The organism is Streptomyces sp. NPDC059897, from assembly GCF_042730865.1.
GTDB lineage: Bacteria > Actinomycetota > Actinomycetes > Streptomycetales > Streptomycetaceae > Streptomyces.
Window position 1 is genome coordinate 17,359 of the sequence record NZ_JBHWKQ010000065.1, and the last position, 14,047, is coordinate 31,405.

At 68.1% G+C, this 14,047-nt stretch carries 12 protein-coding genes and 1 riboswitch; of the genes, 2 read left to right on the forward strand and 10 right to left on the reverse strand.

What is annotated here, in order from left to right:
* Positions 1 to 5 precede the first annotated feature (5 nt).
* Entirely contained in the window at positions 6 to 1,217 is a 1,212-nt protein-coding gene (locus tag ACFV9W_RS37440) for a glycerate kinase (RefSeq protein ID WP_385770297.1), read from the forward strand.
* On the opposite strand, the gene ACFV9W_RS37445 is transcribed toward ACFV9W_RS37440, so the two are convergent.
* From ACFV9W_RS37445 to ACFV9W_RS37470, 6 genes are all read right to left on the reverse strand, one after another.
* Complete coding sequence (locus ACFV9W_RS37445) at positions 1,169 to 2,542, reverse strand: aminotransferase class V-fold PLP-dependent enzyme (RefSeq protein WP_385770266.1); 1,374 nt, start codon at positions 2,540 to 2,542, stop codon at positions 1,169 to 1,171. The two genes, ACFV9W_RS37440 and ACFV9W_RS37445, sit on opposite strands and share 49 nt — an antisense overlap.
* Before the next feature lie 191 nt (positions 2,543 to 2,733).
* Positions 2,734 to 2,867, reverse strand: a riboswitch (SAM riboswitch).
* 87 nt (positions 2,868 to 2,954) lie between these two features.
* On the reverse strand, positions 2,955 to 4,019 hold the full coding sequence (gene trpD, locus ACFV9W_RS37450) for an anthranilate phosphoribosyltransferase (protein WP_385770268.1): 1,065 nt from the start codon (positions 4,017 to 4,019) through the stop codon (positions 2,955 to 2,957).
* Between the two features lie 132 nt (positions 4,020 to 4,151).
* On the reverse strand, positions 4,152 to 5,792 hold the full coding sequence (locus ACFV9W_RS37455; protein WP_385770270.1) for a cytochrome bc complex cytochrome b subunit: 1,641 nt from the start codon (positions 5,790 to 5,792) through the stop codon (positions 4,152 to 4,154).
* Positions 5,789 to 6,844, reverse strand: a complete 1,056-nt coding sequence (locus ACFV9W_RS37460) for a Rieske 2Fe-2S domain-containing protein (RefSeq protein WP_385770272.1) — start codon at positions 6,842 to 6,844, stop codon at positions 5,789 to 5,791. The genes ACFV9W_RS37455 and ACFV9W_RS37460 overlap by 4 nt, the downstream gene beginning before the upstream one ends.
* The gene (locus tag ACFV9W_RS37465) at positions 6,841 to 7,650 is read right to left on the reverse strand and encodes a c-type cytochrome (RefSeq protein ID WP_385770274.1); all 810 of its coding nucleotides are present in this window, start codon (positions 7,648 to 7,650) and stop codon (positions 6,841 to 6,843) included. Before ACFV9W_RS37465 ends, ACFV9W_RS37460 begins: the two co-directional genes overlap by 4 nt.
* Positions 7,651 to 7,731: 81 nt before the next feature.
* Positions 7,732 to 8,352 (reverse strand): heme-copper oxidase subunit III, encoded by a 621-nt coding sequence (locus tag ACFV9W_RS37470; RefSeq protein WP_326014682.1) that lies wholly within the window; start codon positions 8,350 to 8,352, stop codon positions 7,732 to 7,734.
* A gap of 186 nt (positions 8,353 to 8,538) precedes the next feature.
* Here ACFV9W_RS37470 and ACFV9W_RS37475 point away from each other — a divergent pair, with 186 nt between their 5' ends.
* Entirely contained in the window at positions 8,539 to 8,940 is a 402-nt protein-coding gene (locus tag ACFV9W_RS37475) for a hypothetical protein (RefSeq protein ID WP_385770277.1), read from the forward strand.
* Positions 8,941 to 9,037: 97 nt separating this feature from the next.
* On the opposite strand, the gene ACFV9W_RS37480 is transcribed toward ACFV9W_RS37475, so the two are convergent.
* From ACFV9W_RS37480 to coxB, 4 genes are all read right to left on the reverse strand, one after another.
* Positions 9,038 to 10,294, reverse strand: coding sequence for an Ig-like domain-containing protein (locus ACFV9W_RS37480; RefSeq protein WP_385770279.1), 1,257 nt, complete (start codon positions 10,292 to 10,294; stop codon positions 9,038 to 9,040).
* Positions 10,295 to 10,436: 142 nt separating this feature from the next.
* On the reverse strand, positions 10,437 to 10,835 hold the full coding sequence (locus ACFV9W_RS37485; protein WP_385770281.1) for a cytochrome c oxidase subunit 4: 399 nt from the start codon (positions 10,833 to 10,835) through the stop codon (positions 10,437 to 10,439).
* A complete protein-coding gene (ctaD, locus tag ACFV9W_RS37490) occupies positions 10,832 to 12,562 on the reverse strand; it encodes a cytochrome c oxidase subunit I (RefSeq protein ID WP_385770283.1) in 1,731 nt (576 codons plus the stop codon). Before ctaD ends, ACFV9W_RS37485 begins: the two co-directional genes overlap by 4 nt.
* Positions 12,559 to 13,518 (reverse strand): cytochrome c oxidase subunit II, encoded by a 960-nt coding sequence (gene coxB / locus ACFV9W_RS37495; RefSeq protein WP_385770285.1) that lies wholly within the window; start codon positions 13,516 to 13,518, stop codon positions 12,559 to 12,561. The genes ctaD and coxB overlap by 4 nt, the downstream gene beginning before the upstream one ends.
* Between the last annotated feature and the right edge of the window lie 529 nt (positions 13,519 to 14,047).

Genomic DNA, 14,047 nt, shown 5'->3' on the forward strand with positions numbered 1-14,047 from the left:
CCATGATGCTGACCCACTTCGCCATCGCCCCCAGCGGCTTCAAGGAGTCCCTGTCCGCGGGCGCCGCGGCCGAGGCCATCGCCGCCGGTGTACGCCGCGTGGTGCCGGACGCCGAGACCGACCTGATCCCCCTCGTGGACGGCGGCGAGGGCACGGCCCGCGCGCTGGCCGCCGAGAGCGGCGGACGCCTGGTGGCGCTGCCCGCGACGGGCCCGGTCGGCGAGCGCGTCGGCACGCACTTCGCGCTGCTGCCCGATGGCACCGCGGTCGTCGAGATGGCGGCCGTGGCCGGGCTCTCGCTCGTCCCCCGCGAGCTGCGCGACCCCGGCGCCACGACGACGTACGGGGTCGGCGAGCTGATCCGCGCGGCCCTCGACGCGGGCTCCCGCCGCATCCTGGTGGGCTGCGGCGACTCCGGCACCTCGGACGGCGGCGCGGGCGCGCTGCAAGCGCTCGGCGCCCGGCTGCTCGACGCGGACGATCTGCAAATCCCGCTCGGCGGGCGGGAGTTGGCGCATCTGCGGCGCATCGACCCGAGCGGCCTCGACCCGCGCCTGAAGGAGACCGAGATCCGGGTGGCGTGCAATCCGTTCAACGTGCTGTGCGGGGAGCGCGGCGTGGCCCGCGTGTTCGGCCCGCAGAAGGGCGCGACGCCCACGCAGGTCGAGCAGTTGGCGGCCGCCCTCGAACACTGGGCGCACGTCCTGATGCGTGATCTGGATGTACGCACCGACCTGTTCGCGGGCCCCGGCACCGGCGCGTCCGGCGGGCTCGGCGCGGGTCTCGCGGCGCTCGGCGCGCAGCTCCTGCCCCGCTTCGACGTGCTCCTCGACCACCTCGACCTGGACTCCCGGCTCGCCCGCGCCGACCTGGTCGTCACCGCCGAGGGCGCCCTCGACCACCAGACGCCGCGCGGCAAGGTGCCCGCCGAAGTGGCCCGCCGCGCCAAGCGGTTCAACCGCCCGGTCCTCGCCCTCGCGGGCACCATCGGGGACGGCGCGCACACGGTGACGGCGACCGGGGTCGACGCCTACAGCTCGATCCTGCCGGCACCGGTGTCGCTCGCGGAGGCGCTGGGCCGGGGCGGCGAGTTCCTCACGGACGCCACCGAGCGGGCCCTGCGGATGATCCTGCTGGGCAGCCGCCTGCCCGGGGGACGGCAACCGGTTCAGGCGCTCGCGGTGTCCGGCACGCAGCGCCCGTCCTCGGTGCGGTAGTTCCACCGCGCACCGTCCCGCACGAGCTCCGTCACGGCGGACACGAACCGCTCCACGTGCTCGTCGGGGGTGCCGGCTCCGAAGCTGACACGGATGGCGTTGAGCGACTTCTCGCCCGGCGCGGCCTCCGGGGCGCCGCACTCGCCCTGCTGCTGCGGGTCCGAGCCGAGCAGCGTGCGCACCAGCGGGTGGGCGCAGAACAGGCCGTCGCGGACCCCGATGCCGTACTCGGCGGAGAGCGCGGCGGCGAAGTGCGAGGAGTTCCAGCCGTCGACGACGAACGAGAGGACGCCCACGCGCGGCGCGTCGTCGCCGAACAGGGACAGCACCTTCACCTCGGGCACCTGGGCGAGCCCGTCCTGGACCTTGCGGATCAGGTACTGCTCGCGGGCGACGAGGTTGTCGAACCCGGCCTCGGTGAGCGCCTTGCAGGCGGAGGCGATGGAGTACACGCCGATGACGTTCGGGGAACCGGCCTCGTGGCGGGCCGCGGTGGTCTGCCACTCGACGTCGACCCCGCCGTCCACGCGCCGCGCGACCTTCTTCGAGGCGCCGCCGCCCGCGAGGTACGGCTCGGCGGCCGTCAGCCAGTCGGAGCGGCCCGCGAGCACGCCCGAGCCGAACGGGGCGTACAGCTTGTGCCCGGAGAAGGCGACCCAGTCGACGTCCAGGTCCTGGACGGAGACGGGGTGATGGGGCGCGAGCTGCGCGGCGTCGAGCACGATGCGGGCACCGTGCGCGTGAGCGGCCGCCGCGAGCTCGCGCACCGGCCAGAGTTCACCGGTGACGTTGGAGGCACCGGTGACGCAGACGAGGGCGGGTCCGTAGGGGTCGCGCTCGGCGAGGGCGCGCTCCAGCGTGTCGACGGCCTCGCCGGGCGTACGGGGCGCGTTGAGGTACGTGACCCGCGCGTCCCGCCACGGCAGCAGCGAGGCGTGGTGCTCGGTCTCGTAGACGAACACCTGGCAGTCGGCGGGCAGCGCGGCGGCGAGCAGGTTCAGCGAGTCGGTGGTGGACCGGGTGAAGACGACCTGGTCGCCCTCCCGGCAGCCGAGGAACTCGGCGACGGCGGCCCGGGAGTTCTCGAACAGGTCGGTGGACAGCTGCGAGAGGTACCCGGCACCGCGGTGCACGCTGCCGTAGTACGGCGCGTAGGCGGCGACGTCGTCCCACACCCGCTGCAGGGCGGGCGCGCTGGCCGCGTAGTCGAGGGCGGCGTAGGTGACCTCGCCACCGGTGACGAGCGGCACGGTGACGTCCCGGCCGAGGACGGGGAGCGGGGCGATGGTCTCGGTACAGGCGGCGGCGTCGACGGAAACAGACATGGGTGAACTCCCTGGCGCGGTAAGCGAATTGACCACGCCGGAGCTCTGGACGACAGAGCTCTACGGCATGGAAAGAAAGATGCTGTGAATGTCAGTACAGCGGGTACGCGGAGGCGGGGCCGGAACGCCCTATCGCATTCGCTTGCTCACGAGACTGCTCCCTTGAGGACCAGGACCCCAGGGTTGCGAGGGGTCCGCGCTTGCCATACGCCTTGCTGCGTACGGCCTGGTCTTCACCCAGGGCACCCCGCCACGGACGGAGGGTTGCCGGACAGCGGGCTGGGGCCTTCTGCAGTGGATTAACACAGCGCTGTCACTCATGACCTTGGAGAGCATCCTGCCACACGTCTCAGGAACGGCAAGGGCGCAGTCCAAAATCTGGACTGCGCCCTGCGTCACATCTCGTACGCGGCTACCGGTTGCTGGCCGCCACCCACCGCTCCAGGGCGGCCTTCGCCGCGCCGGAGTCGATCGACTCGGCGGCCCGGTCCATGCCGGCCCGGATCTGCTCGACGAGCGTGCCCTCGCCCGGCCGCACGGCCACGAGCGCCGCCGCCGAGTTCAGCAGCACCGCGTCGCGCACGGGCCCCCGCTCGCCGTCGAGGAGCCGCCTCGCGACCTCGGCGTTGAACGAGGGGTCGCCGCCGCGCAGCGCCTCGATGGGCACGATGTCGATGCCGACGTCGCGCGGGTCGAAGGACTCCTCGCGCACGGCGCCGTCGCGCACCACCCACACGCGCGAGGTCCCGGTGGTGGTCAGCTCGTCGAGCCCGTCGTCGCCGCGGAACACCAGGGACGAGTTGCCGCGCTCGGCGAAGACCCCCGCCACGATCGGCGCCATCCGGGCATCGGCGACGCCGACGGCCTGCGCCTTCACCTTGGCCGGGTTGGTCAGCGGGCCCAGCAGGTTGAACACCGTGCGGATGCCGAGCTGGCCGCGCGCGGCGCCCGCGTAGCGCAGCGCCGGGTGGAACTTGATGGCGAAGCAGAACGTGATGCCGGCTTCCTCGGCGACCTCGGGCACCCGCTTCGGCGACAGGTCGAGATTGACGCCCAGCTTCTCCAGTACGTCGGAGGAGCCCGAGGCGGAGGAGGCGGCCCGGTTGCCGTGCTTGACGACCTTGGCCCCTGCGCCCGCGACGACGATCGCGGACATCGTGGAGATGTTGACCGTCTTGGCGCCGTCGCCGCCGGTGCCGACGATGTCGACGGTCTCGCCGGGCACCTCGATCACGTTGGCGTGCTCGTACATGCCGCGTACGAGACCGGAGATCTCCTGCACGGTCTCGCCCTTGGCGCGCAGCGCGACGGCGAACCCGGCGATCTGCGCGTCGGTGGCCTCGCCCCGCATGATCCGGTCCATCGCCCACGCGGTGTCGTCGGCGCTCTGGTCGCGGCCTTCGAGCAGGCCGTTCAGGACGGCGGGCCAGGAACGGCCCGCCGCGGTATTGCCTCCAGCGGGGTTCAAAGCGCTCATGGCCGCTCCTGTGTGCATCTGTGGGTGAAAGGTGCTGCGGCCCCACCCTATCCAGGTCCCGGGACCGCAAAGAGCCCCCGTCCAGGCAATGGACGAGGGCTCCCGCTGTGGCTTACAGCGACGGTTCAGAGATCAGTGGTGGCCGTGGCCGCTGGTGATCTCCTTGTACTCCTCGGCGGTCGGCTTCGGGATCTGGTTGTTCTCCCCGTAGTAACCGCGCGAGAGCTTGCCGCGCAGCTTCTGCAGCCGCGTGACCTTGCGCTCGACACCGTTCTCGTCGACCGTCGGGCCGAGCTCGACCGGCGCGTACTGCTCGTGCGCCGTGAGCGTGTGCAGGGCCTCCTGGTCGAGCGGCTCGTGCACCTCGACGAACTCACCGTGCGGCAGGCGCTTGATGATGCCGGACTCGCGCCCGTGCAGCACCTTGTCCTTGTCGCGGCGCTGGAGGCCGAGGCAGATCCGCTTGGTGACGATGAAGGCGATGACCGGGCCGACGAAGAACGCGATCCGGACGAACCAGGTGATCGCATTGATCGACAGGTGGAAGTGCGTCGCCCAGAGGTCGTTGCCGCCACCGATGAGCATCACCATGTACCAGGTGATCCACGCGACACCGAAGGCCGTACGCGTCGGAGCGTTGCGCGGGCGGTCCAGGATGTGGTGCTCGCGCTTGTCGCCGGTGACCCAGGCCTCGATGAACGGGTAGACCGCGATCGCGACCAGGACCAGCGGGAAGATCACGACCAGCGGGATGGCCACGCCCAGGACGAGCGTGTGACCCCAGAAGTCGATCTCCCAGCCCGGCATCACTCGGATCAGGCCTTCGGAGAAGCCCATGTACCAGTCCGGCTGGGCTCCCGTGCCCACCTGATCCGGGCGGTACGGACCGATGGCCCAGATCGGGTTGATCGTGGCGATCGCCGCGACCACCGCGATGACGCCGAAGACCAGGAAGAAGAAGCCACCCGCCTTGGCCATGTAGACCGGGAGCAGCGGCATTCCGACGACGTTCTTGTTGGTCTTGCCGGCACCCGCGAACTGCGTGTGCTTGTGGTAGAAGACCAGGATCAGGTGCGCCGCCATCAGGCCGAGCATGATGCCCGGCAACAGCAGGATGTGGATCGAGTAGAACCGCGCGACGAAGTCGCCGCCGGGGAACTCGCCGCCGAAGAGGAAGAACGACATGTACGTGCCGACGATCGGCACGGACAGGATCGCGCCCTCCATGAAGCGGACACCGGTGCCGGAGAGCAGGTCGTCCGGGAGCGAGTAACCGGTGAAGCCGGTGAACATGCCCAGGACGAACAGCAGGAAGCCGAAGACCCAGTTGACCTCACGCGGCTTGCGGAACGCACCCGTGAAGAACACGCGCATCATGTGCACGAACATGCCCGCGAGGAAGATCAGCGCGGCCCAGTGGTGGATCTGACGGATCAGCAGGCCACCGCGCACATCGAAGGAGATGTGCATGGTCGAGTTGAAGGCCTCCGACATCAGCTGCCCCTGGAGCGGGACGTAGCTGCCTTCGTAGGTGACCTCGTTCATCGACGGGTGGAAGAACAGCGTCAGATACACACCCGTGAGGATGATGATGATGAAGCTGTACATGCAGATCTCGCCGAGCATGAAGGACCAGTGGTCCGGAAAGATCTTGCGCATGTTGGACTTGGCCAGGGAGTAGATCCCCAGACGTCCGTCGGCCCAGTCGGCTACACGCTCGCCGGCCGGTGCCTTCTCGCGCGCAGGCGCGTCGTTCGTGGTCGTAGTACTCATCCGCGCTCCCAGAAGGCAGGACCGACGGGCTCAGCGAATTCGCTCAGCGCCTCGAGGTGACCCTCTTCGTTGACGCCGATGCGCAGCTGCGGCAGCGCGTGACCGGCAGGACCGAAGATCACCCGGGCGCCGTCGGAGAGGTCGAAGGTGGACTGGTGGCACGGGCACAGAGCGTGGTGCGTCTGCTGCTCGTACAGCGAGATCGGACAACCGACGTGGGTGCAGATCTTCGAGTAGGCCACGATGCCCTCGTGGGACCACTCGAGTTCCTGCTTGTCCTTGATGTTCTCCGGCTGGATCCGGACGAGCATCAGGGCGTCCTTGGCGATGTTCGTCTGGAAGTCGTGATCGTGCTCGTCCAGGCCCTCGGGCTTGGCGAACGTGAGCGAGCCGACCGCGATGTCCGAAGGCAGCAGCGGCTCGTCCGTGTTCATGTTGACGAGCGTGATCCCCTTCTTCCACGACGTGGTGCGCAGCTTCTTCTCGGGCAGCGGCCCGAGGTCACGAAGCAGCACCACACCGGAGAGGGGCACCAGCGCGAGAGCGCCGAACAGGGTGTTGCGGATCAGCTTGCGCCGGCCGAACTGCGACTCGCGGGCACCGTCGGCGAAGTCCTGCAGGACCTTCGCCTTGACCTCGGGCTCCGCCTCGATCGGGTGGCGCTCCTGGATGACCTCTTCGTCGGACATCAGGGTGCGGGCCCAGTGGACCGCGCCCGCGCCGATGCAGAACAGCGCCACACCGAGGGTCATGCCCAGCGCGAAGTTCAGCGCGCTGATGTGACCCAGCGGGAAGATGTAGACGCTCGTATCGACGTCGATGGTGACGTACGAGGCGATGAATCCGACGGTCGCCAGCATCGACACCATGAACAGGAAGGCGACGACGCGCTCGGACCGCTTGGCGGCCCGCTCGTCGATGTCCTGGATCCGGTGCTCGTGGGGCGGCAGACCCGGGTCCGTGAAGGGCTCGTCCTTCACCGCGACCGAGCCGTGCTCCTCGGCTGCCTGCTCAGTGGGCAGGTTCTCTTCTGGAATGTCTTGGCTACTCATGACTTCTTGGCCTTTGCGGTCCGAGCGGCAACCCAGATGGCGACGGCGATCAGACCGCCAAGGCCGAAGATCCAGGCGAACAGACCCTCACTGACCGGGCCGAGCCCGCCCAGCTTGAGTCCACCGGGGCTCTCGGTCTCGTCACCGTTGACCGCGTCGAGGTACGCGATGATGTCCTTCTTGTTCTGCTTGGTCATCGTCGTGTCCGGGAACGACGGCATGTTCTGCGGGCCGGTCTGCATGGCCTCGTAGATGTGCTTCGGGGCCACACCCTCGAGGCTCGGCGCGAACTTGCCGTGTGTCAGCGCGCCACCCTCACCGGTGAAGTTGTGGCACTGGGCGCAGTTGGTGCGGAACAGGTCGCCACCCTTGGCGATGTCCGCGCCGTTGGCGCTGTAGTCCTTCTCGGTCGGCGTGACCGGACCCGCGCCCAGCGACGCGACGTACGCCGCGAGCTGGTCGATCTCGGCCTGCGAGTAGATGTTCTTCTTCCTCGGGACCTGCGCGCCCGGCTGCTGGGCCGGCATACGACCGGTGCCGACCTGGAAGTCGACGGCGGCGGAGCCGACGCCCACGAGGCTCGGCCCGTCGGAGGTGCCCTGACCGCCGGTTCCGTGGCAGCTGGCGCAGCCGACGGAGTAGAGCTTCTTGCCCTCGTCGATGGCGAGGGACTGGGCGGTTTCATCGGCCTGCGCCTTGTCCGCGGGTGCGAACGCGGCGTACAGCCCCCCGGTGGCCGCCAGCGCGAGGAGTAGGACGACGACCGCCGCCAGCGGATGGCGTCGTCGTGCGGAGAGCTTTTTCACGGATTACCCCGGTGTCAGGATCTTCTGCGTCGGTGCTGCGGAAATGTGTCGGGTTCTTCGCCCGATGCTGTGATCGTCGAACTACTTGATCAGGTAGATCGTGGCGAAGAGGCCGATCCAGACGACGTCGACGAAGTGCCAGTAATAGGACACGACGATGGCGGCCGTCGCCTGATGGTGGGTGAACCTCCGGGCGGCGTACGTCCTGCCGAGGACGAACAGGAAGGCGATGAGGCCACCTGTCACGTGCATGCCGTGGAAGCCGGTGGTCAGGTAGAACACCGAGCCGTACGGGTCGGAGGAGAGCGAGAGCCCGTCCTTCTTGACCAGCTCGGTGTACTCGTAGACCTGACCGCCGATGAAGATCGCACCCATGATGAAGGTGACGATGAACCACGACCGGAGCTTCTTCACGTCGCCGCGCTCAGCGGCGAACACGCCCATCTGGCACGTGAGTGAGGAGAGCACCAGGATCGTGGTGTTCGTCGCGGAGAACGGAAGATTCAGCGCATGCGCCATTTCCTTCCAGTGATCCGGTCCGGTCACCGATCGCAGGGTGAAGTACATCGCGAAGAGGGCCGCGAAGAACATCAGCTCGGAACTCAGCCAGATGATGGTTCCGACGCTGGTGAGGTTCGGTCGATTGACCGACGGGTGCGCGTGCCCGGTTTCTACTGTCGTTGCTGTCGCCACGACCGACATTATGTCGGTCGCTTATCTCGCCCTCACTCCGGGGGGTGCCGTTCGGAGTGTCTGAGGGGTGTGTCCAGCCCATATGGCCCATCGGAGCCGTGTGCGAACCGGTGTTGACGGGGTGTCGGGAGGAGTAGGCTCCGCGGCACGGATCACCGTACGACGCCTTAAGACGCCGATGTCTTCGGAGGAACGATGCAGTCGACCGCGACGGTTCTGGTCTACAGCGACGACGCCAACACCCGCGAGCAGGTGCGCCTCGCGACCGGCCGGCGGCCCGCTGCCGACGTCCCCGAGGTGCAGTTCATCGAGTGCGCCACGCTTCCGGCCGTCCTGAAGGAGCTGGACCGCGGCGGGATCGACGTCTGCGTCCTGGACGGCGAGGCCGCTCCCGCGGGCGGCATGGGCGTGTGCCGGCAGATCAAGGACGAGATCTTCCACTGCCCGCCGGTGCTGCTCCTGATCGGCCGCCCGCAGGACGCGTGGCTGGCGACGTGGAGCCGCGCGGAGGCCGCTGTGACGCTCCCTGTGGAGCCCGTGGAGTTCGCCGAGGCCCTCGCCTCCCTGCTGCGCTCCCGGCTCGCCGTGGGCGCCTGACAAGGCCCCTCGCGCACCGTCCGGCACACACGCCGACTCCCGTACGCCGGCGGCGCACGGGAGTCGGAAGTCACACCGTTGATCTTGTCGGGCGGGCTCAGACCTGGGGGCTGAGGCGTGCCTGCTGGGCCGGGTCGGGCTTGTCGGCCTTCTTGGTGAGGGCGCTGCCCGCCTGCCACTTCTTCCAGCTGACGTTCCAGTCGCCGAAGCCGTTGCCGAACGGGTCCATGTCGGAGCCGTAGCTGTTGACGACCTTCACGATGTCGCCCTGGCGCACGGTGTCGTAGAACCAGGCGGCGTTGTTCGTGCTCATGCCGGTGCAGCCGTGGCTGACGTTCGCGGAGCCCTGCGAGCCGACGGACCAGGGCGCGGCGTGCACGTACTCGCCGCTCCAGGTGACGCGGGTCGCGTAGTACACCGGCAGGTCGTACGAGTCCGAGGACCCCTCGGAGATGCCGATCGTCTCGCCCCGCATCCGTACGTAGTACTCCTTGCCGAGCACCACCTTGACGCCGTTGCGGGTCTCGAAGCCGGCCTTGCCCGTGGTGACCGGCATGGAGTTGATCTCCTTGCCGTTGCGGTAGACCGTCATGGAGTGCGCGGAGGCGTCGGTGACGGCCACGATCCGGTCACCCGTACTGATGGTCAGCGGCTTGGAGCTGCCGCCCCACAGCCCGTCCCTGACCTTCACGCCCTCCAGCCTGCTGGTGGCGGTGATCTTCGCCTGGGTGGGCCAGTACTCCTTGGGGCGGTAGTGCAGTTCGGTGCTGTCCACCCAGTACCAGGAGCCGTCCACGGCGGGCTTGGAGTCGACCCGCAGGGAGCGCTCGACCAGCGCGCGGGACTTCTCGTCCCGTACCGGCTTGTTGAGTTCGGCCGTGATGGGCTGTCCGACGCCGTATGTGCCCTTCTGCGGGCCGAACGTGACCCTGAGGGCCTTCTCCTTCTCCGGGCGGCCCGTGTCGAAGCCCAGGACCTTGCGGCCGGGTCCGCCGTCCTCGTCCTCTGTGCTCACCCGCACCGTGTAATGGGTGTTCGCCGTCAGCGGGGCGGTGGTGTGCCATCTCGTGCCGTCGGCGGAGAGTTCGCCCGCGACGTGGCGGCCCACGGCGTCCTGGGCGGTGACGTCGGTGATCCGGGACTCGTCGCCCTCGGCGGTGACTTCCAGCGGCTTGTCCGGGTCGGCCTTCTTGGCGCCGCCCGCGGGACCGTTGAAGGAGATCTGGCTCGCCGCGTCGTACGGCTTGGCGGAGAGCGGGTGGCTGGAGTTGCCGCATGCCGCTGTGCTCGCACCGAGTGCGGCCACCAGCACGGTGCAGCCCAGAACCGTACGGATACGCGGTGAGTGGTTCATGAACTCACCGTAAGAAGGAACGCCCGGTCCAGCGCGGCGAGTGAGCCGCACGGGGCAACGCGCGACACGCCGAAGGGCCCGGACACTCCCTCAGGAGTGTCCGGGCCCTTCGGATACGGAAGTTCAGTACCGGCAGCGAGTGCTACTGGTTCTGGTTCTCACCGCGGTAGTACTCGAAGACCCAGCCCCACAGGCCGAACAGGATGATCGGGGCCGAGAAGTACAGCAGCCACCAGCCGATCGCCACGGCGAGGAACGCGAGCGCGCCGCCGACCGCCAGCGAGAGCGGCTGCCAGGAGTGCGGGCTGAAGAAGCCCACCTCGCCGGCGTCGTCCGCGACGTCGGCCTCCTTGTTGTCCTGGGCACCGGTGTCGACACGCCGGGCCGTGAAGGCCAGGTAGTAGCCGATCATGATGCAGAGGCCGAACGACAGGAAGAGTGCCGTGGTTCCGACCGGCTCCTTCGACCACACGCCGTAGACACCGGCCATGATCAGGATGAAGAGGCTCAGCCAGATGAACATCTTGCCTTGGACCTTCACTTGCCGGCCTCCTTAGCAAGAGCCTTGTCGCCGTGTCCGGCGTTCTCCAGCTGGTCCAGCGCGGCGATCTCCGGGTGGTGGAGGTCGAAGGCCGGGGATTCCGAGCGAATGCGCGGCAGCGTGAGGAAGTTGTGCCGCGGCGGCGGGCAGGACGTCGCCCACTCGAGCGAACGGCCGTAGCCCCACGGGTCGTCGACCTCGATCTTCTTGCCGTACTTGGCGGTCTTCCAGACGTTGTAGAAGAACGGCAGGATCGACAGGCCCAGCAGGAACGAGGAGATCGTCGAGATCGTGTTCAGCGCGGTGAAGCCGTCGGCCGCGAGGTAGTCCGCGTAACGACGCGGCATGCCCTCGACGCCCAGCCAGTGCTGCACCAGGAACGTGCCGTGGAAGCCGATGAACAGCGTCCAGAAGGTGATCTTGCCAAGGCGCTCGTCGAGCATCTTGCCGGTCATCTTCGGCCACCAGAAGTGGAAGCCGGCGAACATCGCGAAGACCACGGTGCCGAACACCACGTAGTGGAAGTGCGCCACCACGAAGTACGAGTCCGAGACGTGGAAGTCGAGCGGCGGGGCCGCCAGGATGACGCCCGTCAGACCACCGAAGGTGAAGGTGATCAGGAAGCCGATCGTCCAGAGCATCGGTGTCTCGAAGGACAGCGAGCCCTTCCACATCGTGCCGATCCAGTTGAAGAACTTCACGCCCGTTGGCACGGCGATCAGGAACGTCATGAAGGAGAAGAACGGCAGGAGCACGCCACCGGTGACGTACATGTGGTGCGCCCACACCGTCACGGAGAGGCCGGCGATCGCGATCGTCGCGCCGATGAGGCCGGAGTAGCCGAACATCGGCTTGCGCGAGAAGACCGGGATCACTTCGGAAATGATTCCGAAGAATGGCAGGGCGATGATGTACACCTCTGGGTGTCCGAAGAACCAGAAGAGGTGTTGCCAGAGCAATGCGCCGCCATTACTGGCATTGAATACCTGGGCACCGAACTTGCGGTCCGCCTCCAGGGCGAACAGCGCGGCGGCGAGCACCGGGAAGGCGAGCAGGACCAGCACACCGGTCAGCAGCACGTTCCACACGAAGATCGGCATGCGGAACATCGTCATGCCGGGAGCGCGCATGCAGATGATCGTGGTGATGAAGTTGACCGAGCCGAGGATCGTGCCGAAGCCGGAGAAGGCCAGACCCATGATCCACATGTCGGCGCCGATGCCCGGCGAGCGGACCGCGTCCGACAGCGGGCTGTAGGCGAACCAGCCGAAGTCGGCGGCGCCCTGCGGCGTGAGGAAGCCACCCACCGCGATGAGCGAGCCGAACAGGTACAGCCAGTAGGCGAACATGTTCAGTCGCGGGAACGCGACGTCGGGGGCACCGATCTGGAGCGGCATGATCCAGTTCGCGAAGCCGGAGAACAGCGGCGTCGCGAACATCAGCAGCATGATCGTGCCGTGCATCGTGAACGCCTGGTTGAACTGCTCGTTCGACATGATCTGCGTGCCGGGGCGGGCGAGTTCGGCGCGCATGAAGAGCGCCATGACTCCGCCGATGCAGAAGAACGCGAACGACGTGACCAGATAGAGCGTGCCGATGGTCTTGTGGTCAGTGGTGGTGAGCCACTTGATCACCGTCGAGCCTGGGCTCTTGGGTCGGGCCGGCAGCTCGTTCTCGTACGAGTCGCTTGCTGCCGCGGCACCCTGGGGTTCGTTGAGGATGCTCACAGGTTCTTCGTCTCCCGGTCCTTCTCGTGGTCCGTCTGGGCGATGCCAGCCGGGACGTAACCGGTCTGCCCCTTCTTCGCGAGGTCCTTGAGGTGCTGCTGGTAGCGCTCAGGAGAGACGACCTTCACGTTGAACAGCATCCGGGAGTGGTCGACGCCGCAGAGCTCGGCGCACTTGCCCAGGAAGGTCCCCTCCTTGTTGGGGGTCACCTCGAAGGAGTTGGTGTGGCCCGGAATGACGTCCTGCTTCATCAGGAACGGCACCACCCAGAAGGAGTGGATGACGTCACGCGAAGTGAGAACGAAGCGGACCTTCTCGCCCTTGGGGAGCCAGAGGGTCGGGCCGGGGTTGTTGGTCTGCGGGTTCCGCTCGCCAGGAGTACCGACCTCGTAGACACCGCCGGCGTTCGCCGGGAAGTCGTCCTTGAAGCGCTTCGGGATCGCCGAGAGCTCCTTGGAGCTCTTGGCGTCACCGTCGACACCCGGCACGTTCTCGACGTAGTTGAAGCCCCAGCTCCACTGGTAGCCGACCACGTTGACGGTGTGCGCGGGCTTGTCTTCGAGCTTCAGGAGCTTCGACTCGTCGCGCGCGGTGAAGTAGAAGAGGACCGACACGATGATCAGCGGAACAACCGTGTACAGCGCCTCGAGCGGCATGTTGTACCGCGTCTGAGTTGGAACCTCGATCTTGGTGCGGCTGCGCCGGTGGAAGATGACACTCCACAGGATCAGACCCCACACCAGCACGCCCGTGGCGAGCGCTGCCGCCCACGAGCCCTGCCAGAGGGAGAGGATCCTAGGGGCCTCCTCCGTCACCGGAGTGGGCATACCAAGACGAGGGAAGTCCTTGTATGTGCAACCGGTAGCGGTTACCAGGATCAGGCCCGCAGTCAGCACCTGCGGCAGCTTCCGCCGCATCGGGCGCCGCGACGAGCGGTCGGAGCCGTTGGGACTCACGTAGCGCCTTCCCGAGAGTCTCGCCCGCGCTCTTTGGTTGGCTACGGCCGCCATCTCGCTGGTCGCTCGCCGCCCTGGCACACGGGCAGGGGTTTGGATGTTTATGCGGACCAAACCCTACTGGACGCTATTTGGGGTCGCGCGGGGAGGGTGCCTAACGCGCCGCGGGTCACTCCGAAGGGTGGGATCGGGCCGCGTTTGAGGGTTTCTGACGGGGGGTCGGGGGGGCCGCGGGCGGGCGGGGTGCGGTCACCTGCCGGTGGGGGTCGGGCGGGGTTGGGGTGCGCAGTTCCTCGCGCCCCTGGCGGAAGCGGGGAAGCGCCACCCCGGCGGGTGCGGTTCGGCGGGGCTGGGGTGCGCGGTTCCCCGCGCCCCTGGCGGAAGCGGGGAAGCACCACCCCGGCGGGTGCGGTTCGGCGGGGCTGGGGTGCGCAGTTCCCCGCGCCCCTGGCGGAAGCGGGGAAGCACCACCCCGGCGGGTGCGGTTCGGCGGGGCTGGGGTGCGCAGTTCCCCGCGCCCCTGGCGGAA